The organism is Serinicoccus sp. CNJ-927 (assembly GCF_001942435.1).
GTDB classification, from domain to species: domain Bacteria; phylum Actinomycetota; class Actinomycetes; order Actinomycetales; family Dermatophilaceae; genus Ornithinicoccus; species Ornithinicoccus marinus.
This window is the reverse complement of sequence record NZ_MKKF01000049.1, coordinates 175,957-192,191: the sequence shown is the minus strand read 5'-3', so window position 1 is coordinate 192,191 and position 16,235 is coordinate 175,957. Positions and strand designations below refer to the sequence as shown.

The window sequence follows — 16,235 nt, the reverse complement described above, 5'->3', positions numbered from 1 at the left end:
GGCCGCACGGCATCAGTGGCCGTGGCCGTGCCCGCCCTCGTCCTCGTCGTCCTCGGGCTTGTCCACCACGAGGGTGTCCGTGGTGAGCACCATCGAGGCGATGGAGGCCGCGTTGCGCAGCGCCGAGCGGGTGACCTTCACCGGGTCGATGACCCCGGCGGAGAACAGGTCGCCGTACTCGCCGGTGGCGGCGTTGAGGCCCTGCCCGGCGGTCATCTCGCCGACCTTCGTCGTGGCGACGTAGCCCTGCAGGCCCGCGTTCTCCGCGATCCAGCGCAGCGGCTCGGCGGCGGACTTGCGGACGATGGCCGCACCGACCGCCTCGTCGGCGGACAGGTCGAGCTCGTCCGCGGCCGGGGCGGCGTGCACCAGGGCCGAGCCGCCACCGGCGACGATGCCCTCCTCGATGGCCGCGCGCGTCGCCGAGACGGCGTCCTCGATGCGGTGCTTCTTCTCCTTCAGCTCCACCTCGGTGTGCGCGCCGACCTTGATGACGCAGACGCCACCGGCCAGCTTGGCGATCCGCTCCTGGAGCTTCTCGCGGTCCCAGTCGGAGTCGGTCGACGCCGCCTCCGCCTGGAGCTGGGCGACGCGGTCGCTGACCGCCTGGGCGTCGCCGCTGCCCTCGACGATGGTGGTGGTGTCCTTGGTGGCCACGACGCGGCGGGCGGTGCCGAGCACCTCCAGGCCGACCGAGTCCAGCGACAGCCCGACCTCCTCGGCGACGACCTGGCCGCCGGTGAGGATGGCCATGTCCTGCAGCATCGCCTTGCGGCGGTCGCCGAAGCCCGGTGCCTTGACGGCGACCGCGTTGAAGGTGCCGCGCACCTTGTTGACGACGAGCGTCGACAGCGCCTCGGCCTCGACGTCCTCGGCGATGATCATCAGCGGCTTGCTCTCGCCGACGACCTTCTCCAGCAGCGGCAGCAGGTCGGAGACCTTGGAGATCTTGCCCTGCACCAGCAGCACGTAGGCGTCCTCGAGGACGGCCTCCATGCGCTCGCTGTCGGTGACGAAGTAGGGCGAGAGGTAGCCCTTGTCGAACTGCATGCCCTCGGTGAACTCCAGCTCCATCGCGGTGGTGGAGGACTCCTCCACCGTGATGACGCCGTCCTTGCCCACCTTGTCGAAGGCGTCGGCGATGAGCTCGCCGATCTGCGGGTCCTGGGCGGACAGCCCGCCACCTGGGCGATCTCGTCACGGCCCTCGAGCTCGCGGGCGGTCTCCAGCAGGCGGTCGTTGATCGCGGTCACCGCGGCGTCGATGCCGCGCTTGAGCGCGGACGGCGCGGCGCCGGCGGCGACGTTGCGCAGGCCCTCCTTGACCATGGCCTGAGCGAGCACGGTCGCGGTGGTCGTGCCGTCACCGGCGATGTCGTTGGTCTTGGTCGCGACCTCCTTGGCGAGCTGGGCCCCGAGGTTCTCGTAGGGGTCCTCCAGCTCGACCTCGCGGGCGATGGTCACGCCGTCGTTGGTGATGGTCGGCGCGCCCCACTTCTTGTCGAGGACGACGTTGCGGCCCTTGGGGCCGAGCGTCACCTTGACGGCGTTGGCGAGGGCGTCGACGCCCCGCTCCAGCGCCTTGCGGGCGTCGTCGTTGAACTGCAGCTGCTTCGCCATGGGCGAGCGCTCCTTTCAGGTATGCGGTCTGCGGCCGGGTGCGAGCCGCCCCGGCCACCCCGAGGGGGCGGCCGGGGCGGCGCGTGGGTGGATCGAGGGGTCGATCAGCCCACGATCGCGAGGACGTCGCGCGCGGACAGGATGAGGAACTCCTCGCCGGAGTACTTCACCTCGGTGCCGCCGTACTTGCTGTAGATGACCCGGTCGCCGACGTTGACGTCCATGGGGACGCGGTTGCCGTTGTCGTCGACGCGGCCCGGGCCGACCGCCAGGACCTCGCCCTCCTGGGGCTTCTCCTTGGCGGTGTCCGGGATGACGAGGCCGGAGGCCGTGGTCTGCTCGGCCTCGACGGCCTTGACGACGATGCGGTCCTCGAGCGGCTTGATGGAAACCGACACGGTTACCTTCCTTCTCCTTCGGTGTCCGGCGCTGCGCGCCGGCCAGGTGGTCGCTGCTGGGTGGTGCTCACTCCACCGCGACCGCCCACCGCCGTCGCGGGGGTCGGTCGGCGCTCGCGGCTGGCACTGACGTGCCGAGAGTGCTAGGACGAATCTAGGCACGCGGTTAGCACTCGGTCAAGCCGAGTGCCAGGCTGCGGCGAGCCGGCCGGCGCGCGACCTACAGCATCACCTGCAGCGGCTGGAGGATCCGTTCCACCAGCCGGCTCCCTCGGCCCCGTCGCTCCCACTCCTCCAGCGTGAGCTCGTGGCAGTGCTCCAGGTCGGCCCGGAAGATGTCCTCCATGTGGGCGGCCTGCTCCTCGTCCACGATCTCCAGGTTGATCTCGTAGTTGCCCTGCATCGAGAGCCGGTCCACGTTGGCCGTCCCGATGGTCGCCCACCGACCGTCCACGGTCATCGTCTTCGCGTGCACCATGACGTCGTGGTAGAGGTGCAGCCGCACCCCGCCCTCGAGCAGTTTCTCGTAGTACGACTGCGCCACGATGTCGGCGAGCACGTGGTTGGACGCCTCCGGCATGACCACGCGGACGTCCACGCCCCGCGCCGCCGCGGTCAGCAGCCCGTGCAGGATCTCCCGGTCCGGGATGAAGTAGCCCTGGGTGATCCAGATGCGGTGGACCGCCCGGTCGATGGCCTCGAGGTAGAGCGCCCGCACCGGGTAGACGACCCGGCTGGGCTCGTTGCGGGCGGCCCGGATGTTGGCGATCCACTGCAGCGTGCCGCTGTCGGGGAGCGTCGGCCGCCGCCTGCCCTTGTGCCGGTTCCAGAAGTCCGTGAAGGCGTTGGTGAGCTCCCACACGCTCTCCCCCTCGACCCGCACGTGGGTGTCCCGCCAGCTCGTGGCATACAGCGCGCCGATGTTGTAGCCGCCGACGAACCCGATCCGGCCGTCGACCACGAGGATCTTGCGGTGGTCCCGGCCCGAGGCCCGGACGCGACGATGGGCAGGGCCGTGCGGAGCACCGGGAAGCGCAGCATGTGCACGCCCTCCGGGAAGTCGAGGAACTCGCGCGGCACGACCAGGTTGGCGAAGCCGTCGAAGACCAGGCACACCAGCACGCCCCGGTCGGCGGCCCGCACCACGGCATCCTTGAAGGCCCGCCCGACCCGGTCGCCCTTCCAGATGTAGGACGCGAGGTAGACGAAGTCCTCCGCCTCGTCGATCGCGGCGATCATGTCGTCGTAGAGGTACTGGCCGTAGGTGTAGGTGGTGACGCGCGAGCCGCGGACCGTCGTCGACACCGGGTCGCGGACCGGGGCGTCCCGGTCGACGTGGTCGCGGCGCTTGCGCACCGCGTCGACGGCGACGACACCCGCGGCCAGCGTCAGCTGCCCCGCGAGCCCGGTCGCCGCGGCGCCCAGCGCCATCCGGCGGCCGCGGCGCAGCAGACGGCTCACCTTGCGGCTGAAGACACGGGGCATGGCCACAATCTACGGGCAGGCCACAATGGGCGCATGAGCGCCGATCCAGCCGTCGAGCTCATGGCGCGGCTGGCCGGCGGCCCTGGGGCCGAGCTGCTAGCCTCCCTCCCTCCCTACGACGAGTCCGACGCGCTGCCGCTCATGAGCAGGTTGCGCGCGCAGGGGCACGACGCGGACCTGGTGTCGGCCGCGCTCACCCAGGCCCGGCTGCGGGCGAGCGGGCGGGCCCGGCTGGGGAGCGGGGTCGACGACCTGCTGCTGACCCAGGACGGCCTGGAGCAGGCCACCCGCCCCCAGGTGGCGGCCCGGCGGGCCGAGCTCATGGTGCGCGCCGGGGTACGCCACGTGCTGGACCTCGGGTGCGGGCTCGGGCTCGACGCCATGGCCTTCGCCCGGGCCGGGCTCGCGGTGACGGCGGTGGAGAGGGACGCCGTCGTGGCGGCCGCCGCCCGAGCCAACCTCGCCCCGTGGCCGGACGCGCGGGTGGTCACCGGTGACGCGCTCGCGCTGCCTGTCGGGCCGGACGACGGCGCGTTCCTCGACCCGGCCCGACGCACCCCCGGGGTCGCCGACGTCCACGGCCGGACCCGCCGGGTGCGGGGGCTCGACCAGCTGTCCCCCTCCTTCGAGCAGGTCCGGGACGTCGCCGCGCGCGCCCGGGCGACCGTCGCCAAGCTCGGCCCGTCCTTAGACCCCGGCGACGTCCCGTCCGGCGCGGGCGCAGAGTGGGTGTCGCTGGACGGGGACCTGCTCGAGTGCGCCCTGTGGTGGGGCGCCGGGCCACGCGGCCGCCACGCGGTCGTGGGCCGCAGCGCGGGTGGGCCGGACGGGATCGTCACCTGGCACGAGGTCGCCGACCTCGGCCCCACCGCGCCCCTCCCCCGGGTGGAGGACCTGGGGGGCCACCTGGCCGAGGTCGACGACGCGGTTGCCGCGGCCGGCCTCACCGGCTCCCTCGCGAGCGTGGTCGACGGTCGCCAGACGGCGCCCGGGACCGGCTACCTCACCGCCAGGGAGCCCGTCCCCCACCCCGCGCTGCGGTGGTATGCCGTGCGCGAGGTCCTGCCGCTGCGCGCCGAGACGGTGCGGTCCTGGCTGCGGCAGCACCGCCAGCCGGCCGGCCCGGTCACCCTGAAGAAGCGGGGGGTGCGGGTCGACCCCGACGCGTTCCGCCGGGAGCTGCGGCTCCCGCGCCGGGCCCACGGCTCCGAGGAGGTCGTCCTCGTGCTGACGACGGTGGCGGACTCCCCACGGGCCCTCGTCGTGGACCGGCTGCAGGTCTGACCCGGCGTCAGCGCTCGAGCACCGACCGTCGGTGCGGGGTCCGCGGCAGGGCGATGAAGCGCTCCACGTCGCTGATGCGACCCGAGACGACCAGCTCGTCACCCTCCTCGACCACGGTCTCGGGCACGGCATACGTGAACTCCTCGCCCTGCCGTTTGCGCCCGACGACGGTGATCGTGTGACGGGTGCGGACCCCGGAGTCCGCGAGGGTCCGTCCCCACGTTTCCGCCGGGGCAGTGCAGCGGGCGATGGCGAACTGGTCCTCGAACTCGAGGTAGTCCGCCACCCCGTCGGTCACCATGTGGGCCACCCGCTGTCCCATGACGTACTCGGGGTAGATGACGTGGTGCGCACCGATGCTGGCCAGGATCGTGCCGTGCTTGCGGGTGATCGCCTTGGCGTAGATGCGCTCCACCCCCGCCTCGTGCAGGGTGATGACCGACAGCACGCTGGCCTCGATGTCGGACCCGATCGCGACGACCGCGCGGCTGACCGAGCCGATGCCGAGCTGGCGCATGGCCTCCCCGTCGGTGGCGTCGGCGACCACCGTGTGCGTGAGGTCGTCGGCGTACTTCTGCACGCGCCGCTCGTCGGTGTCGATCGCCATGACCTCGACGCCCTGCCGGACCAGCGACTCGCAGACCGCCGTCCCGAACCGGCCGAGGCCGACGACGAGCACCGTGTAGGCGCCGCTGTCCGCGGGCCGCCTTCTCCTAGCCAACAATGGGTCTCTCCTCCGGGAGTCGGTAGTGGCGGTGGCGGGTGTTGAGCGCCAGGGCGGCGGCCACCGTGATCGGCCCGAGCCGGCCGAGGAACATCAGGACCATGAGGACGAGCTGGGCCGAGGGGGGCAGGCTGGCGGTGATGCCGGTGGACAGCCCCACCGTCGCGAAGGCCGAGACGACCTCGAAGCCGAGGTCGAGCGGGGGGAGGTCGGTGAGGATCATCAGGGTGATGGTGCTGGTGATGACGAGGCCCACCGCGAGCAGGGCGACCGACAGCGCCTGCCGCACGACCGGCATCCCGACCCGGCGGCGCCCGATGACGACCTCGGGCTCGCCGCGCACCTCGGACCAGATGACCGCGGCCAGCAGCAGGAAGGTGGTGACCTTGATGCCGCCCGCCGTCCCCGCGCTCCCGCCACCGACGAACATCAGCGCCATGGTGATCGCCTCGGTCTCGTCCGTGATCATCCCGTAGTCGACCGAGTTGAAGCCGGCGGTCCGCGGGAACAGCCCTCCCCCGAGCGCCCCCACCAGCTGCCCGCCCGGCGAGAGGTCCGCGATCGTGCCCCCGGGCTGGGCCTCGAACACCCAGAACGTGGCCACCCCCAGGACCATCAGCGTGAGCGAGCCCCACACGGTGAGCCGCGTGTGGATGGTCCAGGTCCCCGGCCTGCGGCCGCGGAGCAGCTCGCGCAGCACGGGGAAGCCCAGGCCGCCGAGCACCAGCGCCAGGCACACGGGGCCGATGATCCACAGGTCGCCCACGAAACCCATGAGGCTGTCCTGGTACAGCGCGAAGCCGGCGTTGTTGAAGGCGGAGACGGCGTGGAAGAGCCCGTGCCACAGCGCGGTGGGCCAGTCGTAGCCGTACCCCAGGTGGAAGCGCAGCGTGAGCATCAGCCAGGTCACCGCCTCGATGGCCAGCATGAGCTGCAGCATGCGGCGCAGGATCCCGCGGACGTCCCCGAGGGAGCGGCTGCGGGTGTCCACCTGGGCCGCCAGGGACGTGCTCAGCCGCAGCTTGCGACGGACGACCAGGGCGATGAGGGTGGCCAGCGTCATCACCCCGAAGCCGCCGATCTGGATGAGCAGCAGCAGGACGGTCTGGCCGAAGGGCGACCAGTAGCTGGCCGTGTCGACGGTGATGAGGCCGGTCACGCAGGTGGCCGACACGGTGGTGAAGGCGGCGACCATGAGATCGGCCTCGGCTCCCGGTCCACGCGAGACGGGGAGCATGAGCAGCGTCGTCCCGGCGAGCACGACGATGACGAAACCGAGGGTCACCGAGCGGGCCGGGTGCGCCCAGAAAGCTCGCACGAGGGTCCATGGTGCGCCTCGCCACCACGAGGAGCAAGTCGCCCGCGCCGGGCCGGGCCGGAGGAGACCCCGGCTCGCTCAGGACCGGACCTGCTCGACCTGTTGGGAGGAGTCGGCCGGCAGGTCGAGCCGGGAGGCCGGGCGCCCCTTGATCACCATCTGGGCGCCGAGCGCGGCGACCATCGCGCCGTTGTCGGTGCACAGGCCCGGACGGGGCACGCGCAACCGGATGCCCGCAGCGTCGCACCGCTCCTGCGCGAGGGCCCGGAGCCGGCTGTTCGCCGCCACCCCTCCGCCGATGAGCAGGTCCTCGACGCCGTGCTCGGCGCAGGCGAGGACCGCCTTGCGGGTCAGGACGTCGACGACCGCCTCCTGGAAGCTCGCCGCGACGTCCGCGACGGGGACCGGCTCACCGGCGTCCGCGCGGGCCTGGACCCAGCGGGCGACCGCGGTCTTGAGACCCGAGAAGGAGTAGTCGAAACGGTGCCGCTGCATGTCCCGCCCGGACGTCAGACCGCGGGGGAAGTCGATCGCCACCTGGTCGCCCTCGCGGGCGACCCGGTCGATGTGCGGTCCACCGGGGAAGGGCAGGCCGAGCACGCGGGCGACCTTGTCGAAGGCCTCCCCGGCCGCGTCGTCGATGGTCGCCCCCAACGACCTGATGTCGTGGGTGACGTCCGGCACGAGCAGCAGGTTCGAGTGCCCCCCGCTGACGAGCAGGCCCATGGTGGGCTCTGGCAGCGGGCCGTGCTCCACCACGTCGACGGCGACGTGGGCCGCCAGGTGGTTGACGCCGTAGAGCGGCACGCCGAGACCGAGCGCCAGCGCCTTCGCCGCGGCCACCCCGACGAGCAGGGCACCCGCGAGCCCCGGACCGGCGGTCACCGACACGGCATCCACGTCGTCCAGGCTCACCCCGGCCTCGCGGCAGGCACGCTCCACCGTCGGCACCATGGCCTCCAGGTGCGCCCGGCTCGCGACCTCGGGGACGACGCCGCCGAACCTGGCGTGCTGGTCCACGCTGCTGGCGATCGCGTCGAAGAGCAGCGTGCGACCGCGCACGAGGCCCACACCCGTCTCGTCACAGCTGGTCTCGATGCCCAGCACGAGCGGCTCAGACATCGCTCGACAGCTCCTTCCGCAGCACGAGCGCGTCCTCGCCCGAGCGGTAGTACCCGGCCCGGGACCGGACCTCGTCATAACCGTGCGCGGCGTAGAGCCCGCGCGCTGCCTCGTTGCCGCTGCGGACCTCGAGCATCATGCTCCCGGCCCCCGCCGACCGGGCCCGGTCGTGCAGGGACTCCAGCAAGATGCCACCGATCCCCCGTCCCTGCGACCCCGGGGCGACGGCGAGCGTCATGACGTCCGCCACGTCGCCGGCGAGGTCCAGGCCGGCATACCCGAGCAGCCGTCCCGAGCCCTGCTCGCACGCCACGAGATAGCACCGCCGCGGGCGACCGGCCAGCTCGGCCCACAGCGCTGCCTCGGACCACGGCTCCTCGGGGAAGAGCTGCCGCTCCAAGTCGACCAGGGCCGGGATGTCGCGCCAGGTGGCCGGGCGCAGCACTGCCTGGCCGCTCATCGGGCCGACTCGACGGCGTCGGGTCGTCGCAGGTAGAGCGGCTCGGGGGGAAGAAGTCCGCTCCCGGCGTCCGGGTGGTCGCCGGCCCGCAGCCGCACCGCGAGCTCGGCCAGGGCAGCGGGGCGGGCATCGGTGGCCCCTGCGAGCACGCGCCCGGTCAGTGCCTCCGGGTAGAGCGAGGCACCCCGCCCCGCGACCGGCAGCTCGCGCAGCCGACCGGGAAGATCGGCCGCCGCCGCGACGCCGGGGCCCGCGAGGCGCCGGGCGCCGCCGGACCCGATCAGGTAGTGCGCCCAGTAGACCTCTCTGCGCCGCGCATCGGTGGCGACGAGGATCTCACCCTCGTGGGCACCCACGACCTGGTGCGCCACTGCGTCGAGCGAGCAGACGCCCTGCGGCTCCGGGAGACCGAGGCTGTGCGCGAGGGTCAGCGCCGTGACGACACCGACGCGCAGTCCGGTGAACGGCCCCGGGCCGACCCCGCACACCACGGCGATCACGTCCGTGACAGGTACCCCCGCCTGGTCGAGCGCACCCTCGATCGCCGGGGCGAGCAGCTCACCGTGCCGCCGGGAGTCCTCGTGCACGACCTCCCCCCGCACCTGGCTCCCGTCGTGCAGGGCGGCGCCCACGGTCCCGGTGGCGGTGTCGATCGCGAGCAGCACGCGCTCAGGCTAACGTGAGGGGTGTTGGAGCCCCTCCCGACCACTGCAAAGGATGACTGATGTTCACCAGGTTCTTCGCCCCCACGATCGAGGTCAGCGCGCACTGCGACCTGCCATGCGGCGTCTACGACCCCGCCCAGGCCCGGATCGAGGCCGAGTCGGTCAAGAAGATCTGCGAGAAGGTCGCGGACAACGACGACGCCGACTTCCGTATGCGCGCCATGATCATCAAGGAGCAGCGCTCGGAGCTGGTCAAGCACCACCTGTGGGTGCTGTGGACCGACTACTTCAAGCCGCCGCACTTCGAGCAGTTCCCGGAGCTGCACGTGCTGGTCAACGAGGCCACCAAGCTGGCCGGGGCCTCCGGCACCAAGGGCAGCTTCGACGTCGCCACGGCCGACGAGCTGCTCGGCAAGATCGACCGCATCGCGGAGATCTACGCCGAGACCAAGAAGGGCTGAGTCCCCGCACGACGACACGAACCGCCCGCGACGCCACGGCGTCGCGGGCGGTTCGTGCTCTCAGTCCTGGAGCGAGGCCGCCTGCCCCGTCGACAGCACGCCCCGCCGGTCCAGCTGGCGGATGAGCGCGGCGACGACACCCGGGTCGTACTCGTGGGGGGTGGCGCGCAGGATGCGCTCCAACGCCTGCACCGGCCCTGCGCCACCCGCGAGGCGGGTGGCCCTCCCCGTGAGGTCGTCGTAGGCCGAGGCCACCCGCACGATGCTGGACGTCAGGGAGACGTCGCCGCGCTCGACCGCCCGGTGGTGCGGCAGCCCGACATCGGCGACGAGCGTCGCCAACCGGGACAGCTCGGCGGTGCGGGCCAGGATCGAGGAGCCGGTCGCGGCGATGAGCCGCTGGTCCCGCCCCGACACCTCCACGGTCGCGCCGTCGGGGACCGGGCGCGCCAGGCCGACCTGGCCGATGTCGTGCAGCAGCGCCGCGGCCTCGACGTCCGGCAGGTCGGCGGGCTCGACGCCGAGGTCCCGGGCGATCGGCACCGCGAGAGCAGCGACCCGGGCTCCGTGGCCCGCCGCCGCGAAGCCCGCCTCCTCGGGGAGCCGGGCGAGGGCGAAGATCGTCTGGCGCTGCGCCTGGCGGATGTGCCGCTGCCGTGCCACGGCCGGCTGCAGCACGAGCAGCGGGACGAGGAAGAGCACCAGGCTGGCCGGACCGAGCTCGGTGAGGGCCAGCGACATGACCACGGCGGTGGAGGCTGCGGCGAGCGAGACCGGTCCCTGCCGCCCCAGCTCGGAGACCAGGGGCTGCCAGAGGGAGACACGACCACGGACCGCGGTCCGGACAGCCCGGACCACGACCGGGGTGCCCACGGCCACCACCGCCGCGACGAGGAGGGTGAGGGCGAAGAGCACCGTGTCGCCCTCCGGGTACGCGATGCGTTCGAGGAGGGTCGACCCCGTCGGTAGCGGAAGACGCACCAGCACCCCGGCGACCGCCACGGCGGTGCCCAGGTGGAGCAGGTCCTGCGGGAACAGCGCGACCCGGCGGCGCCACAGGGCCACGACGAGGACCGCAGCAGCCGCCAGCAGCAGGGGTCCGAGCAGACCGACGAGCCCTCCGAGACCACCGGTGAGGGGCCAGGCCGTGGACAGGGCCAGGGCCATGGCGCAGGCCTGGGTGAGTGGTCCCTCTCGGACGGGCGTCGGCGACGCCTGTCGCCAGGCCTCGGCCAACACCATCGCGAGGAAGCCGACGAGGGCCAGCGACCACGTGAGCGTCACCAGCGTTCCTCCACCTCGTGCGGGCTCACGGAGCACCTGCGCCTTCCGGCTGCCAATCGGCGAAGAGATCGCTGACCAGCGGGTCATCGTGATCGGGAAGACGTCCCTGACCCCTGGCGAGGTTGGCTCGGCGGTCGCGGCCCAGGCTCGCACCGCCCTGCCGGCCCAGCGCAGCGACCAAGGCCTCCACCACGCGCGGGTCCAGGTGGCTGCCGGCGCGACGCCGCAGCTGCTCGGCGACGACCATCGGTTCGGCTGACCCGTCGTCCGTGGCCGCCAGCCGGGCATCGAAGGCGTCCGCGACGGCGATGATCCGCGCGGCCAGCGGGATCTCCTCCCCCTGCAGGCCCGCAGGGTAGCCCTTGCCGTCCCAGCGCTCGTGGTGGTGCGCGATCGCGGGCAGCGAGTCGTCGAGGAAGTCCAGCCCGGCCAGCACGTTGAGCCCGGCGAGCGGGTGTGCGCTGAGCGCGGTGAGGTAGGCGATCTCGTCATCGGGGTCGTGCGGCAGCTCGGCGCGGACCACCATCATCCCGATGTCGTGGAGCAGCGCGGCATAGCGCAGCTCCTCGGCGGCCTCCCCGGAGAGCCCGAGCTGGGCCCCGAGTGCGTCGGCGACATCGGCCACCCGCGCACTGTGACCGACCGACGCGGGATCGGCCTGCTCGAGCGCCGCGACGAAGGTGGTGACCGTCTGCTGATGCTCGCGCCGCGCGAGGGCGTCACGGCCGATCGTCCAGTGCGCCACCAGCAGCGGCCCGAGGACGAAGAGCGCGGAGGCGGCGCCGAGACCGACCGGACCCCACAGCACGACGAAGAGGAACGCCGTGACGGCATGAGCGAGATACCCCCAGCCCAGACTTCGAAGGACTGCTCGCGCAACGGTCAGGACGCGAGTGCCCCGCACGGCGAACGACATCGCTCCGATGCACAGCGAGTTGACCACGGCCATGGCCGCGTAGGCCATCGCCAGCGGTCCGCCGACCCGGACCAGGAGGCCAAGCGGTCCGAAGTCGACATTCCCGACGAATACGCCCCCTAGCAGGCCGTAGAAGGCACCGCCGGTAGCGCCCATGGCGGCGGTCATACTCACGTTGAACAACCGTGTTCGCAGCGTGCGAGCCCCCGGATCGGCCAGATAGGCCAGAGCACCGACAACTGCCGCCCCGAAGGCACCAGCGAGCGGGATGGTCGCCGCGAGCACCACCGTCGCCACGGAGACACCCCAGTGAGGTCCGAGCCCGCGTTCTCGGATGACGACGCCCACCATGGCCAACCCGATGAGGATGATCAGGCTGCCGGTCCCCACCGCACTGTCCGAGCCAGGTTGTCGTTGTGCCAGACCCCCGAGTACCACAGCTGTGAGGGCCAGACCGACGATGAGGAGCCAGACGCGCACGCCAGAGGGGCGCGGATCTTCTCGATCCACGCCCCTCGTCGACTTGCGAGTCGTCAGTCCTCCCAGGACACGACGTCGATGAAGCCGAAGAACGCGTCGAGGGCGCCGGAGCTGAAGACGTCGGCGATGAGGTGCAGCACGATGGTGTCCTTCCGTTGAGTGCTCCTGACAGGGCTGGAGCAGATAACCGGTTGACCTACCGGTCTATCCACAAGAGTGCCACAACCGACTGGGAGAGCGCGCTCCTCGACGCCAAGATCTGTCAAACCTTGAACAAGTCTTTACCCAGAGCGTGACCATGGTCACAACACAGGGTGCGGCTGCACGCTGTGGGAAGATGATGACGACCCACCGACGTCAGGAGGACCCATGAGCAAGCGCGCCAGGAAGCGTCGCGACCGCAAGAAGAAGGCGGCCAACCACGGCCGCAAGCCCAACGCCTGAGCGCCGGGCACGAGAAAGGCCGACCAGGACGTCCTGGTCGGCCCTTCTTTGCGTCCGGTACGGACGCTGGTCGACGCCCTAGCCCTCGGACCGGTGCACCACGGTCACGCTGGTGCTGGTGATCCTGGTGAGGATCTGCGCCCGCAGCGCCTCCGGGGCCGACTGGCGCACGCAGGCACGCCGGACCAGCGCCTTCAGCAGCAGCTCCCGGTCGTACTCCGCCAGGCAGGAGCCGCACTCGTCCAGGTGCTCGCGGATGCGCTCGCGGTCGACGGGGCCGGTCTCGTTGTCCACGAACTCGAACAGCCGCAGGAGCACGCCGGCGCAGTCGGTCGCCGTCGGGGAGTCCTCGTGCCGCTCCGCCATCACGATCCCTCCTCGGTCCGGACGATGCCGCGCTCGACGGCGTAGTCGGTCAGCAGGTCCCGCAGCTGCTTGCGTCCGCGGTGCAACCGGGACATGACCGTGCCGATGGGCGTGTCCATGATCTCCGCGATCTCCTTGTAGGCGAAGCCCTCCACGTCCGCGAGGTAGACCGCCATCCGGAAGTCCTCGCCGATGCTCGCCAGCGCGCGCGTCACGTCGCTGTCCGGCAGGTGGTCCAGCGCCTCGGCCTCGGCGGACCGGAGCCCGGTCGAGCTGTGCGAGGCGGCCCGCGCCAGCTGGTAGTCCTCCACGTCGGCGGCGTCCGACTCCAGCGGCTGCCGCTGCTTCTTGCGGTAGCTGTTGATGTAGGAGTTGGTGAGGATGCGGTACATCCAGGCCCGCAGGTTCGTGCCGGGGCGGTACTGGTGGAAGGCCGCGAAAGCCTTCGCGTAGGTCTCCTGCACCAGGTCCTCGGCGTCCGTCGGGTTGCGGGTGGTCCGCAGCGCGGCGCTGTACATCTGGTCGAGCAGCGGCATCGCCTCCCGCTCGAAACGTGCGGCCCGCTCCGCCGGGGTCTCGGTGGCGACATCGACGGTGGCGTCCGCCTCCGCCTGCTCCTCGGCGTCGACCTGGTCGAGCGCCGGCTGATCGGTAGTCATCACCGTCCAGCCTAGCCCGTGGCCGCGGTCGACGGCGAAGGCTCCGGCCACCTCCCCGGGTGCGGCGACTGACGTGAGCACGGTATGCCCTCCTTCGACGATGCTGGTCGGTGCGGTCAACACGCGGGGCGACGGTCGGCATTCCCACCCCGTCGTCCGGATGGGAGCATGAGGCGGTGACCACGACCTCGCGCGCGCACCGGCTCCGTCCGCTGACCCAGCCGGCCAAGCTGCAGAACGTCCTCTACGAGATCCGGGGACCGGTGGCCGCCCGGGCCGCCGCGCTGGAGGCCGAGGGCCACCGGATCCTCAAGCTCAACATCGGCAACCCGGCACCGTTCGGCTTCGAGGCGCCCGACATCATCCTGCAGGACATGATCGCGGCGCTGCCCACGGCGCAGGGGTACTCCGAGTCCAAGGGAATCCTGTCGGCCCGTCGCGCCGTCGTCTCGCGCTACCAGGACGAGCCCGGCTTCCCCGACCTGGACGTGGACCGGGTCTACCTCGGCAACGGGGTGTCCGAGCTCATCATGATGACTCTCAACGCCTTGCTCGACACCGGAGACGAGGTGCTGGTCCCGGCGCCCGACTACCCCCTGTGGACCGCTGCGACCAGCCTGGCGGGGGGCATACCCCGGCACTACCTGTGCGACGAGGACGACGGATGGAACCCGCAGGTGGAGGACATCCGGGCCAAGATCACGCCACGGACCAAGGCCATCGTGGTCATCAACCCCAACAACCCCACCGGGGCCGTCTACTCGCGCGAGGTGCTGGAGCAGATCGTCGAGCTGGCGCGGGAGCACTCGCTGCTGCTCCTCGCGGACGAGATCTACGACCGCATCGTCTACGACGACGCGCAGCACGTGTCCGTGGCCTCGCTCGCCCCCGACCTGCTCTGCCTGACCTTCAACGGGCTGTCCAAGACCTACCGGGTGGCCGGCTACCGGGCGGGCTGGGTGGCCATCACCGGCCCGACCTCCCACGCCCGGGGCTTCCTCGAGGGCATCGAGCTGCTCGCCTCGACGCGCCTGTGCCCCAACGTGCCGGCTCAGCACGCCATCCAGGTGGCGGTCTCCGGGCACCAGAGCATCGAGGACCTGATCCGCCCGGGGGGCCGGCTCGCCGAGCAGCGGGACATCGCGGTCTCGATGCTCCGCGCGATGGACGGCGTGAGCTGCGTCGAGCCCCGCGGGGCCCTCTACGTCTTCCCACGGCTGGACCCCGAGGTGCACGAGATCCACGACGACGTGCAGCTCTGCCTCGACCTGCTTGAGCGCGAGAAGATCCTCGTCGTCCACGGGACCGGCTTCAACTGGCCCACCCCGGACCACCTACGCGTGGTCACGCTGCCCTGGGGCGCCGACCTGCGGTCCGCGCTGGAGCGGATGGGCAACTTCCTCGCGGGCTACCGGCAGTGAGCGGGTCCGCCTGATGTGCGGCCGGTATGCCGCGAGCGCGCACCCGGGCGAGCTCATCGAGGCCTACGACGTCGAGCTCGACGCCACGGCGGAGCGGAGTGCCAGTGTGCTGAAGAACGCGCAGCAACCACCGCCCGGAGAGCCCGACTACAACATGGCGCCGAGCAAGCAGGCCCCCGTCGTGCTGACCCGCAGGCCGCGGGGCGGCTCCGGTGAGGACGAGCAGGTCGAGAACTCCGGCCAGGGAGCGGCGACGGCTCCCGTCCGGCAGCTGCGACTGCTCACCTGGGGGCTGGTCCCCTCCTGGGCCAAGGACCCCTCGATCGGCTCGCGCATGATCAACGCCCGGCAGGAGACGCTGCTGGACAAACCCGCCTTCTCCCGGTCGGCACTGCGGCGTCGATGCCTCGTGCCGATCAGCGGTGGTACGAGTGGCAGGTCAGCCCGGTCGCCACCGACGCCAGGGGCAAGCCGCGCAAGCAACCCTTCTACGTCACCCGGGCCGACGACGTGCCGCTGGCCCTCGCCGGTGTCTACGAGTTCTGGCGGGACCCCACCACGAGCGAGGACGACCCGCTCGGGTGGGTCGTGTCGTATGCCGTCGTGACCACCAGCGCGGAGCCCGGCCTGGACCGCATCCACGACCGACAGCCGCTCGCGCTGGAGCCGGCGCAGTGGGAGGACTGGTTGGACCCCGGACTGACCGAGGCGGGCGAGGTGAGATCCATCATCGACGCGGCGCACGTCCCCGGTCGGTTCCAGACCTGGCCCGTCGGCCGCTCTGTCGGCAGCCCCCGGAGCTCGGGCCCGCAGCTCCTCGAGCCGGTGCCGGCCGAGGCGCTCGTGGGGGTCGTCGACCCCGTCACCGGAGAGGTGCTCGGCGGGTGAGCCCGCGGTGAAGGTCGTGGTGGCTGCCATCGGCAGCCGGGGTGACGTGCTGCCCTTCACCCACCTCGCGGGGCGCTTCGCCGACGCCGGTCACGAGGTCACCCTCGTCACGCACGCGACGCTGGTCGGCGCCGGGCACCCAGGGCTGAGGGTGGCGGACGTGTCGAGCGACCCCGAGGAGCTGCTCGCCGGGCCGGCCGCCCGAGCCGTACGTCGTGGGAGCCCGCGGCAGCTCAGCCGC

15 protein-coding genes and 2 pseudogenes are annotated in these 16,235 nt (G+C 72.0%); 5 read left to right on the top strand and 12 right to left on the bottom strand.

Features of this window, described 5'->3' with window-relative positions; all coding sequences use genetic code 11:
• Window positions 1-12: 12 nt before the first annotated feature.
• The 3 genes and pseudogenes from groL to BJF86_RS19095 all read right to left on the bottom strand — a co-directional run bounded on the left by groL (window position 13) and on the right by BJF86_RS19095 (window position 2,978).
• Window positions 13-1,619: pseudogene (gene groL, locus BJF86_RS14215) on the bottom strand (chaperonin GroEL).
• Window positions 1,620-1,723: 104 nt separating this feature from the next.
• Complete coding sequence (gene groES / locus BJF86_RS14210) at window positions 1,724-2,017, bottom strand: co-chaperone GroES (RefSeq protein WP_022925012.1); 294 nt, start codon at window positions 2,015-2,017, stop codon at window positions 1,724-1,726.
• A gap of 220 nt (window positions 2,018-2,237) precedes the next feature.
• Window positions 2,238-2,978 (bottom strand): phospholipase D-like domain-containing protein, encoded by a 741-nt coding sequence (locus BJF86_RS19095; protein ID WP_237768233.1) that lies wholly within the window; start codon window positions 2,976-2,978, stop codon window positions 2,238-2,240.
• A gap of 557 nt (window positions 2,979-3,535) precedes the next feature.
• On the opposite strand from BJF86_RS19095, the gene BJF86_RS14200 reads away from it, so the two are divergent.
• Entirely contained in the window at window positions 3,536-4,786 is a 1,251-nt protein-coding gene (locus tag BJF86_RS14200; RefSeq protein ID WP_075819878.1) for a THUMP-like domain-containing protein, read from the top strand.
• Window positions 4,787-4,793: 7 nt separating this feature from the next.
• Here the strand turns inward: BJF86_RS14200 and BJF86_RS14195 are convergent, their stop codons facing one another.
• The 5 genes from BJF86_RS14195 to tsaB form a co-directional block, all read right to left on the bottom strand.
• A complete protein-coding gene (locus tag BJF86_RS14195) occupies window positions 4,794-5,507 on the bottom strand; it encodes a potassium channel family protein (protein WP_237768232.1) in 714 nt (237 codons plus the stop codon).
• Window positions 5,500-6,828, bottom strand: a complete 1,329-nt coding sequence (locus tag BJF86_RS14190) for a TrkH family potassium uptake protein (protein ID WP_075819875.1) — start codon at window positions 6,826-6,828, stop codon at window positions 5,500-5,502. Before BJF86_RS14190 ends, BJF86_RS14195 begins: the two co-directional genes overlap by 8 nt.
• 78 nt (window positions 6,829-6,906) lie before the next feature.
• The gene (gene tsaD, locus BJF86_RS14185; RefSeq protein ID WP_075819873.1) at window positions 6,907-7,950 is read right to left on the bottom strand and encodes a tRNA (adenosine(37)-N6)-threonylcarbamoyltransferase complex transferase subunit TsaD; all 1,044 of its coding nucleotides are present in this window, start codon (window positions 7,948-7,950) and stop codon (window positions 6,907-6,909) included.
• Window positions 7,943-8,410, bottom strand: a complete 468-nt coding sequence (gene rimI / locus BJF86_RS14180; protein WP_075819871.1) for a ribosomal protein S18-alanine N-acetyltransferase — start codon at window positions 8,408-8,410, stop codon at window positions 7,943-7,945. The genes tsaD and rimI overlap by 8 nt, the downstream gene beginning before the upstream one ends.
• On the bottom strand, window positions 8,407-9,075 hold the full coding sequence (gene tsaB / locus BJF86_RS14175) for a tRNA (adenosine(37)-N6)-threonylcarbamoyltransferase complex dimerization subunit type 1 TsaB (protein WP_075819869.1): 669 nt from the start codon (window positions 9,073-9,075) through the stop codon (window positions 8,407-8,409). Before tsaB ends, rimI begins: the two co-directional genes overlap by 4 nt.
• Before the next feature lie 59 nt (window positions 9,076-9,134).
• Between tsaB and sodN the strand changes: the two genes are divergently transcribed.
• Window positions 9,135-9,536, top strand: coding sequence for a superoxide dismutase, Ni (gene sodN, locus BJF86_RS14170; protein WP_022925020.1), 402 nt, complete (start codon window positions 9,135-9,137; stop codon window positions 9,534-9,536).
• A 60-nt stretch (window positions 9,537-9,596) separates the two neighbouring features.
• Here the strand turns inward: sodN and BJF86_RS14165 are convergent, their stop codons facing one another.
• A complete protein-coding gene (locus BJF86_RS14165; protein WP_075819867.1) occupies window positions 9,597-10,820 on the bottom strand; it encodes an HD-GYP domain-containing protein in 1,224 nt (407 codons plus the stop codon).
• A 25-nt stretch (window positions 10,821-10,845) separates the two neighbouring features.
• A complete protein-coding gene (locus BJF86_RS14160) occupies window positions 10,846-12,126 on the bottom strand; it encodes an HD-GYP domain-containing protein (protein WP_075819865.1) in 1,281 nt (426 codons plus the stop codon).
• 459 nt (window positions 12,127-12,585) lie between these two features.
• Between BJF86_RS14160 and BJF86_RS19895 the strand changes: the two genes are divergently transcribed.
• The gene (locus tag BJF86_RS19895) at window positions 12,586-12,660 is read left to right on the top strand and encodes a 50S ribosomal protein bL37 (protein ID WP_373288732.1); all 75 of its coding nucleotides are present in this window, start codon (window positions 12,586-12,588) and stop codon (window positions 12,658-12,660) included.
• A gap of 78 nt (window positions 12,661-12,738) precedes the next feature.
• Here the strand turns inward: BJF86_RS19895 and rsrA are convergent, their stop codons facing one another.
• Both rsrA and BJF86_RS14150 read right to left on the bottom strand, forming a co-directional pair.
• A complete protein-coding gene (rsrA, locus tag BJF86_RS14155) occupies window positions 12,739-13,026 on the bottom strand; it encodes a mycothiol system anti-sigma-R factor (RefSeq protein ID WP_075819864.1) in 288 nt (95 codons plus the stop codon).
• A complete protein-coding gene (locus BJF86_RS14150) occupies window positions 13,026-13,685 on the bottom strand; it encodes a sigma-70 family RNA polymerase sigma factor (protein WP_033418868.1) in 660 nt (219 codons plus the stop codon). Before BJF86_RS14150 ends, rsrA begins: the two co-directional genes overlap by 1 nt.
• Window positions 13,686-13,861: 176 nt before the next feature.
• Here BJF86_RS14150 and BJF86_RS14145 point away from each other — a divergent pair, with 176 nt between their 5' ends.
• Both BJF86_RS14145 and BJF86_RS19890 read left to right on the top strand, forming a co-directional pair.
• Window positions 13,862-15,106, top strand: coding sequence for a pyridoxal phosphate-dependent aminotransferase (locus tag BJF86_RS14145; RefSeq protein ID WP_075819862.1), 1,245 nt, complete (start codon window positions 13,862-13,864; stop codon window positions 15,104-15,106).
• A 13-nt stretch (window positions 15,107-15,119) separates the two neighbouring features.
• Window positions 15,120-15,994, top strand: a pseudogene (locus BJF86_RS19890) (SOS response-associated peptidase).
• The last annotated feature ends 241 nt before the right edge of the window (window positions 15,995-16,235 follow it).

Coding starts and splice junctions, on each gene's coding strand:
- BJF86_RS14200 (WP_075819878.1), top strand. CDS start 3,536: ATGAGCGCCGATCCAGCCGTCGAGCTCATGGCGCGGCTGGCCGGCGGC.
- tsaD (WP_075819873.1), bottom strand. CDS start 7,950: ATGTCTGAGCCGCTCGTGCTGGGCATCGAGACCAGCTGTGACGAGACG.
- rimI (WP_075819871.1), bottom strand. CDS start 8,410: ATGAGCGGCCAGGCAGTGCTGCGCCCGGCCACCTGGCGCGACATCCCG.
- sodN (WP_022925020.1), top strand. CDS start 9,135: ATGTTCACCAGGTTCTTCGCCCCCACGATCGAGGTCAGCGCGCACTGC.
- rsrA (WP_075819864.1), bottom strand. CDS start 13,026: ATGGCGGAGCGGCACGAGGACTCCCCGACGGCGACCGACTGCGCCGGC.
- BJF86_RS14150 (WP_033418868.1), bottom strand. CDS start 13,685: ATGACTACCGATCAGCCGGCGCTCGACCAGGTCGACGCCGAGGAGCAG.